A 17,694-nucleotide genomic window follows, 5' to 3' on the forward strand; every position below is an offset into this window, starting at 1 on the left:
TCTCCCCTGGCTTCCATGCCGCCTCCAGTCTCGTCGATCTCGGCTGCGCCGCCCACAGGACACCGCTCCCCCACCTGGTGTGACACCGCTGCGCCGTGCGCCACGTCACGTGTCGAGCCGTCACAGCGAGCGGGCCGGCGGTGTCTCGTGTTCGACCCGACGCGGAAGGAAGATCATGAACCTGGCTCTGTGGATCGCGGCCGGACTGTTGGCCGCAGTCGCCCTGGCCGGCGGCATCACCAAGACGTTCGTACCTAAGGAGAAGCTGGCCCGGGCCAATGGTGGAGGGTGGACGGAGACCGCGAGTGTCGGCTTCGTCAAGACCCTCGGAGTCCTCGAAATCCTGGCCGCTGTCGGTCTGATCCTGCCCGCCGTGCTGGACATCGCACCGGTGCTGGTGCCGGTGACCGCCGTCTGCTGGGTGCTGCTGATGATCGGCGCGATGATCACCCACCTGCGTCACAACGAGGCGAAGTTCATCGCGCTGAATCTGTTCTACCTCGCCCTGGCCGCCTTCGTGGCCTGGGGCCGACTGGGACCCGAGCCCTTTTAACGGAATGACCTGGCCCGGGAGAACCTGTGATGATCGGGGTCGTGTCCGTTCCCGCCCGTCAGATCCGTGCCCGTTTCTCAGCCGACACGATCACCGTCTACCAGGCGTATCCCCCGGAGATCGCGCTGCCGGCGGTGACTGCTGGCGGCTTCGTGGCGCCTTTCAAGCGGGATCGCATGACCTGGATCAAGCCGTCCTTCCTGTGGATGATGTACCGCTGCGGCTGGGCCACGAAGCCGGGGCAGGAACGCGTGCTGGCCCTGGACATCACTCGGGAGGGCTTCGAGTGGGCACTGGAGCGAGCCTGCCTGAGTCATTTCGACCGCAGGCTGCACGCGGACAAGGCCACCTGGTCGCGGCATCTGAAGGCCAGCCCGGTGCGGGTGCAGTGGGATCCGGAACGGACACTGCGTCTGAGCGCGCTGCCGTACCGTTCGCTACAGGTCGGCCTGTCCGGCGAGGCTGTCGACCGGTATGTCGACGACTGGATCGTCGCGGTCACCGACATCACTCCCACCGTCCACCGCATCCGCGAGCTGCTCGTCGTCAACGATGAGCCAGCGGCGGCAGCGCTGCTTCCCGCCGAAAAGGTCTACCCACTGCCGGGGCGGATCGGCGCCCGGGTGGACGCCAGCCAGGACGCCGCCGCGGAGACCTGAGCCTCAGACGTCCGCTCTTGTCTCGCTACCCTGGCGGCATGACGCCGCGGACCGCGCCGAGGAGACGCCGTACGAAGCACCTCCTCGTGGCCGTGTCCGTCACGGTGGGCCTGCTGTCGTGTCTGTGGGTTCTGGGGTTCCTGTCGTTGCGGGTGCTCGGCACCGAGGGAGCGTTACCGCCGGATTCACGGATACCGAAGGTGCCGTCCGGGGCGAGCGTCATCGACGAAGGCATGGAATGCGCCTCCGGTGGATGCTGGCGGCAGATCACCGTGGCGCCCGCGGCGGGGCAGACCCCGGAGGACCTGGCACACGAGATGGGCCTCACCGAGGAGCAGAGCCTGTCTCCGACGTTGTTCGACCCCGGGTTCGTCTACGTGGGAGCCCGCGCCAAGGAGGGCAAGCTGATCATCCACGTCGGCTATCGATGAGCCTGCGGGGGTGAGTGGGGGTCAGCGGTCGAGCAGTGTCTTGATGCCGTGGGTTTCGAGCAACGTGGGCAGCGGGTCCGCGAGGTGCCGACGCCTGGGGCGCCAGATGCGCCCGACGTTGATCGACGCGTTGGGCCCCGGCACGTCGTAGGGACCGCCTCGGGGATAGACCGACAGGCTGCTCCCCCACATCCCCGCGTCCACCCAGCCCATGCGTTCGATCTCATCCCAGGCGTACGAGCGGCGCAGGCCACCGCGATCGCGGACCAGCAGCCCCAGGTCGTCAGCGAACACCGCGTTTCGCCACCGGGTGAAGGCGAGGATGATCGAAGCCACGCCGAACATCAGCGCGGTCCAGTTGACCACTTCGAAGAGCACCCCGACGACGATCATCACGACCAGGGCCGCGCTCGGGATCGCGATGGCGGGCCAGGCCCGGGACTGCCCGAGGACGTGGACCTCACCCACCGGTTTCACCGACTCCCCCACAGCCGATGACGATAGTGAAGGAAGCGCATATTCGCGCCGTGAGCGGGCCGCAACAACTTCCGCGGTATCCGGCGGCATGGATTGCCCGGTTTTCAGGAAATCGAGTCGATCACCGGCCCCACGACCCCACCACCCCACCGCCCCACCGCCCCACCGCCGCGACCATTCCAAAATGTGGCAGGGCTCGGGCGTACCTGCAAGATCGGCGCACTTTCCCTGATGTTGCTGCCTCCGGCGGCCCCGAGACAGCAACATCAGAGAAGTTGCGCGGATCTTGCGGACGGGCGGGCGGGCGCGGCACGGCGGGTCAGCGGCGCAGGGTGAGGATCAGGTCGGCGACCAGTGCTGTCCAGCCGGTCTGGTGCCAGGCGCCCAGACCGGCACCGTTGTCGCCGTGGAAATACTCGGGAAACGCCACCAGGTCCCGCCAGTCGGGGTGGGTCTGGAAGAGCTGGCACGCGCCGTAGATGGGCCGCCGCCCCCAGTCGTCCTGGGTGAAGAGCGAGATCAGCCGGGCGGAGAGGTCGTCGGCGATCTCGTCCAGAGTCCGCTTCACCCCGGAGCGGGTCGGGTACTCCACCTGGAGGTCGTCGCCGAAGAACGCGGCGTAGTCGCGCAGCGCGCTGATCAGCAGGAAGTTCGTCGGCATCCAGATCGGCCCACGCCAGTTCGAGTTGCCGCCGAACAGGCCGCTGGTTGACTCGGCCGGTTCGTAGCCGACGGAGAACTCCTGCCCGCCGAGGCTGACCGAGAATGGCTTGTCCAGGTGCGCGCGGGACAGCGTACGCAGGCCGAAGTCGGAGAGGAACTCGTCGGGGTCCAGCATCCGGGCGAGCAGCCGGACCACCTGCTCCGGGCCCACCATGGACAGCAGCCGCTGCTGCCGGCCGTCGGGGCCGAGCCTGCGGGTGCCGATCACCTGGGCGTACTCCGGGCGGTTGGTGAGGAACCAGCGTAACCGCGCACCCAGCTCCGGCAGGCGGTGCAGGGTCTTCGCGGTGAGCCGGGTGGTGGCGGCCAACGGCAGCAGCCCGACCACCGAACGGACCTTCAGCGGCACCTTCGTGCCGTCGGCGAGGCGCAGCACGTCGTAGAAGAAGGCGTCCTCGTCGTCCCACAGTCCCTGCTCGTACGCGGCTGCGGCGATGTACGCGAAGTGCTCGAAGAACTTGGTGGCGGTGTCCACCCAGGTCCGGTCGTGTTCGGCGAGGACGATGGCCATGTCCAGCAGGTTGAGCGCGTACATGGCCATCCAGCCGGTGCCGTCGGACTGCTCCAGCACACCGGCCACCGGCAGCGCCGCCGAGCGGTCGAACGGCCCGACGTTGTCCAGACCGAGGAAGCCGCCCTCGAAGACGTTGTTGCCTCCGGTGTCCTTGCGGTTGACCCACCAGGTGAAGTTGAGCAGCAGCTTGTGCATCACCCGGGCCAGGAAGTCGTAGTCCCGGCCGCCGTCGATCTCGAACACCTTCAGCGCCGCCCACGCGTGCACCGGCGGGTTCACGTCGCCGAACGCCCACTCGTACGCCGGGATCTGCCCGTTGGGGTGCAGGTACCACTCGCGGAGCAGGAGCAGCAGTTGTTCCTTGGCGAAGCCCGGGTCGACCCGGGCGATGCTCACGCAGTGGAAGGCGAGGTCCCAGGCCGCGTACCACGGGTATTCCCAGGGGTCTGGCATGGAGATGACGTCGAAGCTGGTCATGTGCCACCAGGCGCTGTTACGCCCGTGCCGGCGTCCGGCCGGCGGCGGCGTGGAGCCCGGGTCGCCTTCGAGCCAGCGTTTGACGTCGAAGTGGTAGAACTGCTTGCCCCACATCAGCCCGGCGATGGCCTGCCGTGCCACCAGCGCCTCGTCGGGGGTGGCGGCGGGTGGGATCACCCCGGCGAAGAACCGGTTCGCCTCGGCCCGCCGCGCCCAGACCACGGCCTCGAAGCCGTCACTGAGGTCGGCCGGGGGCGGCGGCGCGGCGGCCGGTGGTGACGCGGTGCGGGACAGCCGCAGCCGGATCTGGCGTTGCCCGCCGGCCGGCACGTCGAGCACGTAGTGCAGCGCGCCCTTGGTGCCCTCCCGCGCGGGGTTGACAGTGGCCGCGCCGTTGACGACGTGGTCGTTGATGCCGTCCTTCGGGTACGGCGAGCGGCCGGGCAGGCCCCAGAGCCGTTCGGCGTTGGTGTCGTTGTCACAGAGCAGCGGCACCGGCCCGCCGTCGCCCTCCAGCAGCAGTTGGCCGAGCACCCGGTGCTCGCCGACGAGCCGGGTGCCCTGGCCGGTCAGTCGCGGGATCCGGTCGCCGCCGGGCAGGCCCCAGGCCCAGGTGTTGCGGAACCACAGGGTGGGCAGCACGTGCAGGGTCGCCGCCCGGTCGCCCCGGTTGGCGACGGTCACCACCATGCAGAGGTCGGTCGGGGACGCCTTGGCGTAGTCGACGGTCACCGCCCAGTACCGGTCGTCGTCGAAGATCCCCGTGTCCACCAGCTCGTACTCGGTGTCGTCGCGGCCGCGCAACGCGTTCACCGCGACGAGTTCGTCGTACGGGAAGGCGGCCTGGGGGTAGTGGTAGCGCCAGCGCATCCAGGAGTGGGTGGGCGTGGAGTCCTCGTACCACCAGTACTCCTTGACGTCCTCGCCGTGGTTGCCGCCGTCGCCGCCGAGGCCGAACATCCGCTCCTTGAGGATCGGGTCCTTGCCGTTCCACAGCGCGAGGGCGAAGGCGAAGGTCTGTCGTTCGTCGCAGACGCCGGCCATCCCGTCTTCATTCCACCGGTAGGCTCTGGACCGCGCGTGGTCATGCGGGAAGTAGTCCCAGGCCGTACCGTGCTCGCTGTAGTCCTCCCGTACCGTCCCCCACGCCCGTTCGGACAGATAGGGACCCCATGCGCGCCAGTCCTGCTCCCCCGAGTCGGCCTGGGCGAGCCGGAGCCGCTCAGCGTCGGGTGGCGAGGCGTCGGAGGACGATCGGTCAGTGATCACGTGCACATCTTTGACGTCGCCGCGGTACTTGACCACAGCGGCCATTCTCGTCGTGGTGTGTTACACCTCGTGGCAGGTGGAGGAAAGTTGATCGACATGCGCTTCGGCCCCCAGGTCTGCGGCGATCTGACCAGCGCCGCGAGCCGGGAGTGGCTGGTCCCCGACGGCCTCGGCGGATATGCGATGGGCACCGTCGGCGGGCTCCGGACGCGCCGCTACCACGGTCTGCTGGTGGTTCCCGGCGAAACTCCGGCCTCCCGCCAGGTGGGACTGGTCAGTCTCGACCCGGCGGTCACGCTGCCGTCCGGCGCGCGGGTGCGGCTCGGCGCGCACGAGTGGTCCTCCGGCGTCGTGGACCCGCGCGGTTTCGAGTTGCTGGAGCGCTTCGACCTGGTCGACGGGCTGCCCCGGTGGCGGTGGCGGATCGGCGCGGTGGTGATCGAACGGGAGCTGGCCATGCTGCCCGGCCGCTCCTGCGTGGCGGTGGTGCACCGGCTGGTCGCGGGCGGGCCCGTTCGGCTGGAGTTGTCGGCCGCCTGCACGTGGCGGGACGCGCACGGCGAACGGCGGGCCGACGGCCCGACCCCGCAGGTCGAGGCGGTGGCCGACGGCGCTGTGGTCGAGGGCGCGTACCGACTGGCCGGCCCGGGCTGGGCGCCCGAGGGGCAGTGGTGGTTGGGCGTGCACCACCGCGAGGAGGCCAACCGTGGTCTGAACGCGGACGAGGACCTCTGGTACGCGGGACGCTTCGTCGGCGAGCTGGAACGCCCCGGCGACACGGTGTCGGTGCGGGCCTGGGCCGGTCGACTCGACGAGGAGCCGCCGCCGGCCGCCGAGATCGTGGAGGCGGCCCGACGGCGCAACCGGCAGGTGGTGGCGGCGGCGAAGCCGGCCGACGACGTGGACGCCACCCTCACGCTGGCCGCCGACGCGTTCGTGGTGCGGCCCGGGGGCAGGTCCGTCGACGTGGTCGCCGGCTACCCGTGGTTCGGGGCGTGGTCCCGGGACACGATGATCTCGTACGAGGGGTTGTTCCTCTGCACGGCTCGCGCCGACGAGGGCCGGGAGCTGCTGCGGGCGTACGCGGCGACGCTGTCCGAGGGGATGCTCGCCAACACGGCCGACACCGGTCGGGTGGAGTACAACACCGTCGACGGCACGCTGTGGTTCCTGCACGCGGTGAGCCAGCACGTCACCGTCACCGGTGACACCGACCTCGGTGACGAGTTGCTGCCCGCGCTGCGTGCCGTGATCGACGCCCACGTGGCGGGCACCCGGTACGGGATCTCCGTCGACCCGGCCGACGGGCTGCTCGCCCAGGGTGCCCCCGGCACCGCGCTCACCTGGATGGACGCCCGGGTCTACGGGGTGCCGGTCACTCCGCGTACCGGCAAGCCGGTCGAGGTCAACGCGTTGTGGATCAACGGGCTGGCCGGGCTCGCGGAGCTGACCGAGTTGGCCGGGCAGGACGCCGACGAGCTGTGGCGACGGCACGGGCAGGCGACCGCCTCGTTCCGGGAGCGTTTTCCGTCGCCGACCGGCTGGCTGCACGACGTGCTGGACGCGCCCGCGCCGGCGTACCCGCTCGGTGGGGCCGCCCTGCACGACGACGACGCGCTGCGCCCCAACCAACTGCTGGCCTGGTCGTTGCCGTACGCCCCGATGGAGCCGGACGAGGCGACGCTGCGCCGCGTCGGAAACGGTCTGCTCACGCCGCTCGGGCCGCGCAGCCTGGCCCCGGATTCGGCGGAGTTCGTGGGCCGGCACCGGGGTGGTCCCGCCGAGCGCGACGGTGGCTACCACCAGGGCACGGTCTGGCCGTGGCTGCTCGGGCCGTACGTGGACGCGTGCCGCCGGAGCAAGATGTCGGTCGATGACGTATTCATCGGCATTGAGGCTCATCTGACCGAATATGGGCTAGGCTCGGTAAGCGAGACGGCCGACGGCCTCGCGCCGCACGCCGCGACCGGCTGCCCATTCCAGGCGTGGTCGGTGGCCGAGCTGCTGCGGGTACGCCGAAAGGGCCAGTAGCGCTTTACACGACCGCAACGGTGGTGTCTCCGCTGGTTATCTCGATCCCGGCAGGATTGGCCCCGATCCAGACGCGACGGCGACATCGACTCCGGTGTCGGTCGGCGCGCGCCCGGGGACAACTCAAAGGGGGCCGCATGTCACCCGACGCCCACGTGATCGACATCCACGCCGCCCGGCAACTGCGGGTGCTGATGCTGTCCTGGGAGTACCCGCCGGTGCTCGTCGGCGGCCTCGGCCGACACGTGCACGCGCTCTCCGTCGCCCTCGCCGCCGCCGGCCACGAGGTCACCGTCGTCACCCGTCATGCCGACGGCGCGCCCCTGGAGGAGTACGCCGACGGCGTGCGCATCCTGCGCGCCCCCGAGGACCCGGTCGCCTTCCCCCTCGCCACCGGCTCGCTGCTGGCCTGGACGATGGCCTTCAACCACACCCTGACCCGCACCGCCCTGCGCGCCACCGAAGCCGGCTCGTACGACGTCATCCACGCCCACGACTGGCTCGTCGCCCACACCGCCATCACCCTGGCCGAGCACCTGGACCTGCCACTGGTCACCACCATCCACGCCACCGAGGCCGGCCGACACCAGGGCTGGCTCCCGGAGGAGATGAACCGCACCATCCACGGCGTCGAGCACTGGCTCAGCGGCTCCTCCATCCGGGTGATCACCTGCTCGGGGTACATGCGCGACCAGGTCACCGCGCTGTTCGACGTACCGACCGCGCAGGTCGACGTGGTGCCCAACGGGGTCGACGACCGGGCCTGGCGGGCCCGGCCGAGGGCGGTCGCGTCGGCCCGCGCACGGTTCGCCGGGGACGGCCCGCTGGTCGGGTACGCCGGGCGGCTGGTCTACGAGAAGGGCGTCCAACACCTGGTGCACGCGGTGCCCCGGCTCCGCGAGCGGCACCCGGGCCTGCGGGTGGTGATCGCCGGCGACGGCCCGTACCGCGCCGAGTTGGAGGCGGAGGCCCGGCGGCTGGCGCTCAACTCGACCGTACGGTTCACCGGTTTCCTCGACTCCACCCAGTTGCCGGCGATGCTCGGTGCCACCGACGCGACAGTGGTGCCCAGCCTCTACGAGCCGTTCGGCATGGTGGCGCTGGAGGCAGCAGCCGCCGGGGCGCCCCTCGCCGTGGCCCGCACCGGCGGTCTCGCCGAGATCGTCGAGCCCGGTGTCACCGGGGTGACGTTCCCGCACAGCGACCCGGACGCGCTCGCCGGAGCGGTCGGTCAACTACTCGGCGACGAGGTCTTCGCCCGGCGGGTGGCCCGCCGGGCCCGCACCATGGTCGGCGAGCGCTACGGGTGGGCCACCATCGCGGCCCGTACGGCTGCCAGCTACACAGCCGCACGCAGGGAACACGGCCCGTTGCAGGCACGCCGGGCGGCAGCCCAACTGGCCGGTGGACGCACCCGGATCGCCATCCCCGAGGGCAACCTTCTGGCGCGCGACGGCCACGCCGCCTGCTGAGCCGAGTCGGACGACTGATTGGTGACTTCCGATCCGCTGGTTAGGGTGTAGCCCGGACAGCGGCTGAGGAGGTGCGTGCGCAGGTGCTGATCGCGGATCGGTACCGGCTGCTCGACCTGGTGGGTCGCGGGGGCATGGGCCGGGTGTGGCGTGCCCGCGACGAGATGCTGCATCGCGAGGTCGCGGTCAAGGAGATCGTGCCGCCCAGTTGGCTGGCCGATCGCGAACGGGACGAGTTGCGCTCGCGCACCCTGCGGGAGGCGCGCGCCGCGGCTCGACTCAACCACCCCGCCGTGGTCCGGCTCTACGACGTCGTCGCGGTCGGCGGCAGCCCATGGATCGTGATGGAGTACGTCCCGTCCCGCACCCTTGCGGACGTGGTGGACGCCGAGGGGCCGCTGGAGCCGGCCCACGCGGCCCGGATCGGCCTGGCCGTGCTCGACGCGCTGCACGCCGCGCACACCGCCGGGGTGCTGCACCGCGACATCAAACCGCAGAACGTGCTCGTGGCGCACGACGGTCGGGTGATGCTCACCGACTTCGGGCTGGCCACCTTCGACGGCGGCGACAGTGCGATGACCCGCCCCGGCCTGGTCCTCGGCTCCCCGCAGTACGTGGCCCCGGAGCGTGCCGCCGAGGGAGTGTCCACGGTGGCCGCGGACCTGTGGTCGCTCGGTGCGACCCTGCACGCCGCGGTGGAGGGCCGCTCCCCGTACGCCCGCAGCACGGCCATGGCCACCCTGAGCGCGCTGGCCGCCGGACCGCCGGACCCGGCTCCACACGCCGGGCAGCTCGCGCCGGTCCTCGCCGGGTTGCTGCGTCGCGACCCGCGCGACCGCCTCGACCACGACGCGGCCCGTCGGCTGCTCACCGCCGCGGCGACCGGGCGCACCGAACCGACCGCAGAAGGGTCGACAGGCTCCGGCGACCGGGCCCTGAACGCGCCGGCTGACACGCCACCGGCCTCCACCCCACCGGCTCGGCGGCGCACCGTCCGCCGGGCGGCGTTGATCGCCGTGGCGCTGGTGGTGGCCGCCGCCGCCGGCGTGGGCACCGCGATGGCTGTCACCGGTGACGGGCCCAGGGACACTGCCGGCCGGCCCACCGCACGGCCACCGGACGGTGGTGGCGGGCCGGGCCCCGGTTACGTCCCCGACCGCGCCGGCCCACCGCCGGGAGGCCGGAACTTTCCTCCGCCACCCTTCCCGTGTGTCCGCCCGGAGGCGGCCGGTGCGCCGGTGCTGGCCGGCGCCCCCGTGGCGGGCGAACGGTTCCGCCCGCCATCCGGCTGGGTCTGGCACGCCGACACCATCGGGTTCCGGGTTGCGGTGCCGGCTACCTGGTACTACTCCCGCGAGGGCGCGGTGGCCTGCTTCCAGGACCCGAGGACCGGCCGGGCCTTCAGCGTCGCCAGCGGCGACGACACCGACCCGCTGGTCCGACTCCGCACGGTCCGCGACGCGGCGGCCCAGGCCGGTGCCCTGCCGGGGTACGACGAGATCCGGCTCGCCGCGGCCGACGGTGGGGCGGAGTGGGAGTGCCGCTGGCAGGCCCCGTACGGCGCATGGCTGCACGCCCGGCAACAGGTCGTCGGCGCGGGTCGCTGGACGCTGGCCTGGATCACCGACGACAGGGACTGGACCACGGCCGGCGCAGACTGGACGGCAGTGCGAAACAGTTTCCGACCACCCCCCTGACCTGCACCGTATGGTCATGATCCGGACTACCGTCCGGCGTGGATCGAGGCCGCTCAGCGGATGAAAAGAGCGGGCACGGTAGCTATCGTGTAACCCGGGGTGACCGAGGGGGAGCGACCGTGCAGCAGTTGCTGATCGCGGGTCGGTACCGGCTGCTCGACCTGGTCGGCACCGGCGGAATGGGCCGGGTGTGGCTTGCTCGCGATGAGATGCTGCATCGCGACGTGGCGGTGAAGGAGGTCGTGCCACCGTCCTGGCTGGCCGAGGCCGAGCGCGCGGAGCTGCGACTACGGACGCTGCGCGAGGCGCGCACCGCCGCGCGGCTCAACCACCCCAACGTGGTCCGCATCTACGACGTGGTGCACGACCGGGAGAGCCCCTGGATCGTGATGGAGTACGTGCAGTCCCGGTCGGTGCAGCAGATCATCAGCGCCGAGGGGCCACTGAGCCCGCAGCGCACCGCCCGGATCGGGCTGGCGGTGCTGGCCGCGTTGCGGGCCGCGCACACCGCCGGGGTGCTGCACCGCGACGTGAAGCCGCACAACGTGCTGGTGGCCGACGACGGCCGGGTGGTGCTCACCGACTTCGGGCTGGCCACCTTCGACGGTGGTGAGGGTGCGATGACCGGGCCGGGCACCGTGCTCGGCTCACCGCAGTTCGTCGCCCCCGAGCGGGCCCGCGAAGGCGTGTCGGATCCACGCACCGACCTGTGGTCGCTGGGCGCGACGCTCTACGCGACGGTCGAGGGCCAGTCCCCGTACGCCCGGTCGAGCGCGATGGCGACGCTCAGCGCGCTGGCCACCGAGCCGCCGGACCCGATGCGGCGGGCCGGGCCGTTGCGTCCCGTGCTCATCGGTCTGTTGCAACGCGATCCCTGGCGGCGGTTGACCGCCGCGGAGGCGGAGGCCCTGCTGCGGCAGGCGGCGGCGGAGCCCGACCAGCCGGCCGCGCCGCCGATGTCCTCGGCGGTGGCGGCGCTGCGGAGCGCGGGCCGTACCAGGTCGCCCGCCCCGGTGGACACGGCCGGTCCGCCCGACCATCCGCCGACGTCGGCCGATCGGCCGGCGAGCCGCCCCCGTAGACGCCGACGACGCCTGATCGCTCTCGGCGGCGTGGTCACCGCTCTCCTCGTCGCCGGCGGCGTCACTGTGGGTCTGGTCTACCGCAACGACGGGCGGACGCCGCCGTCCGGTTCCGGTGGGGGCGCGTCGAGCGCCCGGCCGGCCGCGTTCGCCTGCGCGAGCCCACCGCCACCGCCGCCGACGTCCACTCCGGTGGCGTCGGTCGCGCCGCCGACCGAGGCACGGTACCGGCTACGCGACGGCTGGACCTGGCACGACGACCCGACCGGCTTCCGGATCGCCGCGCCGGTGGGCTGGGCGCGCTGGACCGAGGGGTCGGTGACCTGCTTCCGGGAGACGGGCGGGGCCCGGGTGCTCAGCGTCGAGTCCGGGCCGGTGCGGGCCGACCCGGTGGCGTACTGGAAGGCCGAGGAGGCACGACTCACCACCGGTGACGGGCTGCTCCCGGGCTATCGCAAGGTGGACATCTCCGCGATGGACATCTTCGAGGGTGGCGCCGTCTGGGAGTGCGGCTGGGAGAACGCCGCCGGCGAACAGGTGCACAGTTTCCGGTTGCTGGCCAACACCTCGGCCGAGCGTTCCTACACCGTCTCGTGGTTGACAAAAGAGTTCGACTGGCAGGTCAACGCGGCATACTTGCCGATGATCCGGCAGAGCTTCACCCCCACTCTCTGACCCCGTCCTATGTGGACCTTCCGGGTGATGCCCCTGCGACGCCGAGGCTGACTACAGTGGCGTAGTTTTGGGCGCTCAAGATCCCTGGGGAGGGTGAGCCGAAATGATGGGACCACAGCACGCGCTGTCCGGCGCGGCGGTGTGGTTGGCGGGGTCCTGGGCACTGGACCATTTCGCCGACTACCACCAGTCGCCGCTCGCGTTGGCGGTGGGCACCGCGGTGTGCGCCGGCGGCGCGCTCTTTCCCGACCTCGACATGTCGGGCAAGGTGACCAGGAACCAGGGTGGGGCCACCGTGGCCCGTACCTTCGGGGTCTTCTCGCTCTTCGCCGCCGAGGTGATGGAGAAGATCTCGCTCGGGGTCTACTACGCCACGAAGCTCAGCAAGGACCCGCGTCGCAACAACGGGCACCGGACCCTGACCCACACCCTGCCGTTCACCGTGCTGGTCGGCTGGGGCACCACCGCCCTCTGCGCCGCGTACGGCAAGTGGGCGGTCATCACCATCCTGTTCTTCATGTTCGGCCTGGCGCTGCGCGGGCTGTTCGACGAGTGGGCGGAACGCGCCGGCTGGGTGATCATCACCCTCGCGTCGGCCGGGGCGGCCTGGTTCACCTTCGCCAATCTGCCGGGCGGTCGCGGCTATCCGCTGATCGGCACGGCCCTGGGGGTGGGCTGCTTCGTGCACATCCTCGGCGACATGATCACCCGAGCCGGCGTGCCGATCCTCTGGCCGATCCCGATCAAACGGCGGATGTGGATGATGATCGGTCTGCCGAACAGCATCGCCCTGCGGGTCGGCAGCAAGGCCGAGGTGGTCGGCATGCGCATCGCCCTGACCGTCGTCTCGGCGCTCGCCACCGTCGGCCTGATCGCGCCCTCGGTGCTGAGCCGGTTCGACATCGAGATATGACCGATCCGGCACCGGAGCCGCCGCCAGCCGCCGACGCGCGGGTGCCGGAGTTCTGGCGCGGACTGGGGCTGCCCGGGCTGGCCGACGTGCACGTGCACTTCCTACCGCCGCGCCTGCTGCGCCGGGTCTGGGCGTACTTCGACGCGGCCGGGCCGCTGGTCGGCACCGAGTGGCCGATCCGGTACCGGTGGAGCGACGCCGAGCGGGTCGCGTACCTGCACCGTCTGGGGGTGCGGGCGTTCAGCGCCCTGGCGTACGCCCACCGGCCGGGCATGGCCGCGGACCTCAACCGGTGGTCGCTGGACTTCGCCCGGGTCACCCCGGGCTGCCTGCCCTCGGCCACCTTCTTCCCCGAACCGGACGCGCCCGGTACGTCGAGGCGGCGCTGGCCGACGGGGCCCGGGTGTTCAAGGTGCACGTCCAGGTCGGCGGCTTCTCGCCGACGGATCCGGCGCTGGACCAGGTGTGGGGGATGCTGTCCGACGCGGGTGTGCCGGTGGTGGTCCACGCCGGGCACGCACCCGTGGGCACCGCGCACACCGGCCCCGAGCAGTTCGGCGAGCTGCTGGCCCGCCATCCTCGGCTGACCGCCGTGGTGGCACACCTGGGCGCCCCGGACTATCGGGCGTTCCTGGATCTGGCGCAGGCGTACGAGCGGGTCCGGCTGGACACCACGATGGCCTTCACGCCCTTCTTCGACCAGTTCGTCCCCTTCCCCGACGACGAGCTGCCCCGGCTGCGCGAGTTGGGACTGTCCGGCAAGGTGCTGCTCGGCAGCGACTTCCCCAACATCCCCTACCCGTACGCCGACCAGCTCACCGGGCTGGCCCGGCTCGACCTGGGCGACGACTGGCTGCGCGCGGTCTGCTGGAACAACGCCGCCGCGATGTTCGACCTGACCTGACCCGGCGACGCCCCGGCTCTCGCCCTCGACGCCCCGCACCCCCGCACCCCCGCACCCCGCACCCCGCACCCCGCACCCCGCACCCCGCACCCCGCACCAAGATCCGAGCAACTTCCCGGATGTTGCTGCCTCCGGCTCGCGCGAGGCAGCAACATCCCTGATGTTGCTCGGATCTTGCGCACCGGATGGCGCGACGCGGGCAGGCTGCAGGGCACCCCAGGCGGCACCCGAATTCTTTTCGACATCGGCTATTGACGTCGCCGTAACAGGTGGCCTAGCGTCCTGTCGAACCGCTTAGTCGAAGCGTTTCGACGGTGAATTGGGAGCGATCCCAACCCCCGACCGGAGGAGGCAACGCGGTGGCCACCATGCACGACGTCGCCCGCCTCGCGCAGGTCTCGGTCAGCACCGTCTCGTACGTGCTCACCGGCACCCGGCCGATCTCGCAGGCCACCCGCAACAAGGTGCTCGCCGCGATGGCCGAGCTCGACTACCAGCCCAACGCGATGGCCCGCGGTCTGGCCAGCCGGCGCAGCCGGATCCTCGGCCTGCTGATGCCGATGGACGAACGCGGGCTCGGCGCCACCGAAACGGCCTTCGTCACCGGCGCCGCCGCGGCGGCCAGCGCCGCCGGCTATCACCTGGTCCTCTCGCCGGTGGGCGGGGGTGACCCCGGCGACCTGCGTCGACTGGCCAGCCAGCGGATGCTCGACGGCGTCGTGCTGATGGAGGTCCAGCTGGCCGACGAGCGGGTCACCGTGCTCCAGGAGGCCGGCGTGCCACTGGTGTTGATCGGCCGCACCGGTGACGCCAGCACGCTCTCCTACGTCGACATCGACTTCGACCAGACCGTCCGGGAGGCCGTCGCGCACCTGGTCGGCCTCGGGCACCGGCAGATCGTCTACGTCAACCACTCGGCCGCGACGCTGGCCAGCGGTTACGGGCCCGCGCTGCGTACCCGTGACGCCTTTGCCGCGGCGATGACCGGGCACGGCCTGGACCCGGTCATGATCGCGGCCGAGGACAGCGCCGCGGGAGGGCGCGCGGCCCTGGCCGCCGCGTTCGCGCGGGCCCCGGAGCTGACCGCCGTGCTGGCGATGAACGAGTCCGCGATCTTCGGCATCCTCGGTGAGCTGAGCGGCCGCGGGCTGTCGGTGCCGGACGACGTCTCCGTCGTCTCGATGGTCACCTCGCCGCAGGTCGCCGAGTTGGCCACCCCGGCGCTGACGGCGATGACCTCACCCGGTTCGGCGCTCGGTCGGATCGCGATCGAGGCGTTGACGCGCCACCTGGATGACCCCGGCGACCATCGTCACCAGCAACTGCTGCCGTGCGCGTTGGAGATCCGGGGCTCGACCGCCGCACCACGACGCCGCCAACCCATGGGGGCTGACCAGTAGGAACAGCCCGCCGCCGCGCTGCAACGCGACGACGGGCCCAGTGAAGTACCGGCTAGATACTCGACGAGGAGGATCGTAATGCAGCGATTCCGCCGGCTCGTCGCCGCGATCGCCATAGCGGCGACCGCGACGACCGCCATGGCCGCCTGCGGCGGCGACGACAACGGGGACGACAGCGACGCCAAGACCCTCAAGCTCTGGCACTACGAGAGCGAGAACAGCGCCATGGGGGTCGGCTGGAACCGGGCCATCGAGCTGTTCAAGGCCGAGCACCCGGGCGTCGAGGTGCGCTTCGAGCGCAAGGCGTTCGAGCAGATCCAGCAGAACGCGGGCATGATCATCAACTCGTCCGAAGGCCCGGACATCATGGAGTACAACAAGGGCAACGCGACCGCCGGCCTGCTCTCCTCGCAGGGCCTGCTCACCGATCTGAGCGCCGAGGCCGACAAGCGCGGCTGGGCCGGCAAGCTCAGCCCCAGCCTGCAGACCACCGCCCGCTACAGCGACAAGGGCGTGATGGGGTCGGGCAAGTGGTTCGGCGTGCCGAACTACGGCGAGTACGTCACGGTCTACTACAACAAGGACCTGTTCCAGAGCAACGGCGTCAAGGTGCCGACCAGCATGGCCGAGATGACCGCCGCGATGGACACCTTCGTCGGTAAGGGCATTACCCCGCTGGGCATGGCCGGCGCCGAGTACCCAGCCGGACAACTCTTCTACCAGCTCGCCCTGTCCAAGGGCGACCGGCAGTTCGTCGACAACTACCAGCTCTACAAGAACCCGGTCGACTTCAAGGCCGACCCGCTCAAGTACGGCGCGGACACCTTCGCCGACTGGGTGCGCAAGGGCTACGTCGCGAAGAACTCGGCCAGCCTCAAGGCCGAGGACATGGGCACCGCCTTCATCGGCGGCAAGGTTCCGATGATCGTGTCGGGTAGCTGGTGGTACGGCCGGTTCAAGGCCGAGATGAAGGCCAACTGGGACACCTTCCTCTTCCCCGGCAACACCCTTCAGGCCGGCTCCTCCGGCAACCTCTGGGTGGTCCCGGAGAACAGCAAGGCCAAGAGCCTGGCGTACGACTTCATCGACATCACCCTGCGTCCGGAGATCCAGGACCTGATCGGCAACAACGGTGGAGTTCCGGTCGCCGCCGACGCCTCGAAGATCACCGACCCGAAGGACCGCAAGCTGATCGAGGACTTCAACACGGTCAGCAAGTCCGACGGGCTCGCGTTCTACCCGGACTGGCCGGTCCCCGGCTACTACGACGTGCTGGTCTCCGGCTTCCAGGGCCTGATCAACGGGTCCAAGTCGCCCGACCAGGTCCTCGACACGATCGCCAAGCCGTACGCCGATGGCGTCAAGGAGATCACCGGCAAGTGACACGGCGAGCGGCGGGCGCGACCGACACCACCGACGCGCCCGCCCGCCCCGCCGGGAAGGATCTTCCATGGCAGTCTCCGAGACCCTCGCCACCCAACCGGCGGCGACCCCGACCCCACCGTCACCCGGCCGCAGACGCCGCGGCCGCAACGCGGCGTACTGGCTCTACCTGCTCCCCGGAGCGGTGCTCTTCCTCCTGGTCATCGGCGCACCGCTGGTCGGCACGCTCTACCTGTCGCTGACCAAGTGGTCCGGCATCGGCGACCCCCGCTGGGTCGGCTTGGACAACTACCAGCAGTTGCTGCACGACGACGTGTTCTGGGCGTCGTTCCGCAACACCGTCTGGATGATCGTCGCGATGGTGGTGGTGCCCACAGTGCTCGGTCTGTTGCTCGCCGCGGTGCTCTTCGACGTCATCGGCCGCCGGTTCAAGCCCCGCACCGCCGCCGCGCTGCGGGCCGCCTTCTACCTTCCGCAGGTGCTGCCCGTCGTGGTGGCCGGCATCGTCTGGGGCTGGATCCTCCGCCCCGACGGCGCGTTCAACAGCCTGCTCGACGCGGTGGGTCTCGGCGCGTTACGCCACGACTGGCTCGGCGACCCCGGCACGGCCCTGCCCGCCGTGATGGCGGTGATGATCTGGGTGCAGATCGGCTACCCGGTGGTCGTCTTCATGGCGGCGCTTCAGCGGGTCGACCCCGAGTTGTACGAGGCGGCCGAGGTCGACGGCGCGAACTGGCTGCACCGGTTCCGGGCGATCACCCTCCCGCAGATCCGGCCGGAAACCTTCGTGGTGGCTCTGACCTGCACCATCGCCGCGCTGAAGGTGTTCGGGCCGATCTTCGCCCTGACCCGGGGTGGCCCGGACAACGCCACCAACGTCCCGTCGTACTTCGCCTACTACACGTTCTTCAAGAAACTGCAGGTCGGCTACGGCTCCGCGATCTCCACCGTGCTGACACTGATCATCGTTGTGGTGGCCGTGGTCTTCATCTGGATGCAGGCCCGCAGCGAGCGCCGGGACCGGGGGTTCTGAG

13 protein-coding genes and 1 pseudogene are annotated in these 17,694 nt (G+C 70.9%); 12 read left to right on the forward strand and 2 right to left on the reverse strand.

The window, feature by feature from the left end; translation table 11 throughout:
• The first annotated feature begins 175 nt into the window (after positions 1-175).
• From HNR22_RS09130 to HNR22_RS09140, 3 genes are read left to right on the forward strand one after another with little or no spacing between them, the layout of a single operon-like run.
• Positions 176-553 (forward strand): DoxX family protein, encoded by a 378-nt coding sequence (locus HNR22_RS09130; RefSeq protein WP_179779994.1) that lies wholly within the window; start codon positions 176-178, stop codon positions 551-553.
• 41 nt (positions 554-594) lie between these two features.
• Positions 595-1,212, forward strand: a complete 618-nt coding sequence (locus HNR22_RS09135; RefSeq protein ID WP_179779995.1) for a DUF4291 family protein — start codon at positions 595-597, stop codon at positions 1,210-1,212.
• Between the two features lie 38 nt (positions 1,213-1,250).
• Positions 1,251-1,643 carry a hypothetical protein gene (locus tag HNR22_RS09140; RefSeq protein WP_179779996.1) on the forward strand — a complete coding sequence of 131 codons (393 nt, stop codon included), beginning with the start codon at positions 1,251-1,253 and terminating at the stop codon, positions 1,641-1,643.
• Positions 1,644-1,664: 21 nt separating this feature from the next.
• Here HNR22_RS09140 and HNR22_RS09145 read toward each other — a convergent pair whose 3' ends face one another.
• Together HNR22_RS09145 and HNR22_RS09150 are read right to left on the reverse strand one after the other, a co-directional pair.
• Positions 1,665-2,111 carry a hypothetical protein gene (locus HNR22_RS09145; RefSeq protein ID WP_179779997.1) on the reverse strand — a complete coding sequence of 149 codons (447 nt, stop codon included), beginning with the start codon at positions 2,109-2,111 and terminating at the stop codon, positions 1,665-1,667.
• Positions 2,112-2,439: 328 nt separating this feature from the next.
• On the reverse strand, positions 2,440-5,148 hold the full coding sequence (locus tag HNR22_RS09150) for an MGH1-like glycoside hydrolase domain-containing protein (protein WP_179779998.1): 2,709 nt from the start codon (positions 5,146-5,148) through the stop codon (positions 2,440-2,442).
• Positions 5,149-5,190: 42 nt separating this feature from the next.
• Between HNR22_RS09150 and HNR22_RS09155 the strand changes: the two genes are divergently transcribed.
• From HNR22_RS09155 to HNR22_RS09195, 9 genes and pseudogenes are all read left to right on the forward strand, one after another.
• Entirely contained in the window at positions 5,191-7,134 is a 1,944-nt protein-coding gene (locus HNR22_RS09155) for an amylo-alpha-1,6-glucosidase (RefSeq protein WP_179779999.1), read from the forward strand.
• 137 nt (positions 7,135-7,271) lie between these two features.
• Positions 7,272-8,606: a glycosyltransferase family 4 protein gene (locus HNR22_RS09160; protein ID WP_179780000.1), complete on the forward strand. Its 1,335-nt coding sequence runs from the start codon at positions 7,272-7,274 to the stop codon at positions 8,604-8,606.
• An 83-nt stretch (positions 8,607-8,689) separates the two neighbouring features.
• Positions 8,690-10,303, forward strand: coding sequence for a serine/threonine-protein kinase (locus tag HNR22_RS09165; protein ID WP_343059752.1), 1,614 nt, complete (start codon positions 8,690-8,692; stop codon positions 10,301-10,303).
• Positions 10,304-10,422: 119 nt separating this feature from the next.
• A complete protein-coding gene (locus HNR22_RS30970; RefSeq protein ID WP_343059753.1) occupies positions 10,423-12,060 on the forward strand; it encodes a serine/threonine-protein kinase in 1,638 nt (545 codons plus the stop codon).
• Between the two features lie 103 nt (positions 12,061-12,163).
• Positions 12,164-12,973, forward strand: a complete 810-nt coding sequence (locus HNR22_RS09175; RefSeq protein WP_179780001.1) for a metal-dependent hydrolase — start codon at positions 12,164-12,166, stop codon at positions 12,971-12,973.
• A pseudogene (locus HNR22_RS09180) lies at positions 12,970-13,877 on the forward strand (amidohydrolase family protein). Before HNR22_RS09175 ends, HNR22_RS09180 begins: the two are co-directional and overlap by 4 nt.
• A gap of 368 nt (positions 13,878-14,245) precedes the next feature.
• Positions 14,246-15,277 (forward strand): LacI family DNA-binding transcriptional regulator, encoded by a 1,032-nt coding sequence (locus HNR22_RS09185; RefSeq protein ID WP_218907475.1) that lies wholly within the window; start codon positions 14,246-14,248, stop codon positions 15,275-15,277.
• Between the two features lie 78 nt (positions 15,278-15,355).
• Entirely contained in the window at positions 15,356-16,660 is a 1,305-nt protein-coding gene (locus HNR22_RS09190; RefSeq protein ID WP_179780003.1) for an ABC transporter substrate-binding protein, read from the forward strand.
• Between the two features lie 67 nt (positions 16,661-16,727).
• A complete protein-coding gene (locus HNR22_RS09195; RefSeq protein WP_179780004.1) occupies positions 16,728-17,693 on the forward strand; it encodes a carbohydrate ABC transporter permease in 966 nt (321 codons plus the stop codon).
• Position 17,694 lies beyond the last annotated feature (1 nt).

Origin of the sequence: Micromonospora jinlongensis, assembly GCF_013410645.1 — a bacterium.
GTDB lineage: Bacteria > Actinomycetota > Actinomycetes > Mycobacteriales > Micromonosporaceae > Micromonospora > Micromonospora zamorensis.

Bases quoted from the DNA above. Each gene is read 5' to 3' on its own strand.
- HNR22_RS09130 (WP_179779994.1), top strand. From the start codon at position 176: ATGAACCTGGCTCTGTGGATCGCGGCCGGACTGTTGGCCGCAGTCGCC.
- HNR22_RS09140 (WP_179779996.1), top strand. From the start codon at position 1,251: ATGACGCCGCGGACCGCGCCGAGGAGACGCCGTACGAAGCACCTCCTC.
- HNR22_RS09150 (WP_179779998.1), bottom strand. From the start codon at position 5,148: ATGGCCGCTGTGGTCAAGTACCGCGGCGACGTCAAAGATGTGCACGTG.
- HNR22_RS09160 (WP_179780000.1), top strand. From the start codon at position 7,272: ATGTCACCCGACGCCCACGTGATCGACATCCACGCCGCCCGGCAACTG.
- HNR22_RS09175 (WP_179780001.1), top strand. From the start codon at position 12,164: ATGATGGGACCACAGCACGCGCTGTCCGGCGCGGCGGTGTGGTTGGCG.
- HNR22_RS09185 (WP_218907475.1), top strand. From the start codon at position 14,246: ATGCACGACGTCGCCCGCCTCGCGCAGGTCTCGGTCAGCACCGTCTCG.
- HNR22_RS09190 (WP_179780003.1), top strand. From the start codon at position 15,356: ATGCAGCGATTCCGCCGGCTCGTCGCCGCGATCGCCATAGCGGCGACC.
- HNR22_RS09195 (WP_179780004.1), top strand. From the start codon at position 16,728: ATGGCAGTCTCCGAGACCCTCGCCACCCAACCGGCGGCGACCCCGACC.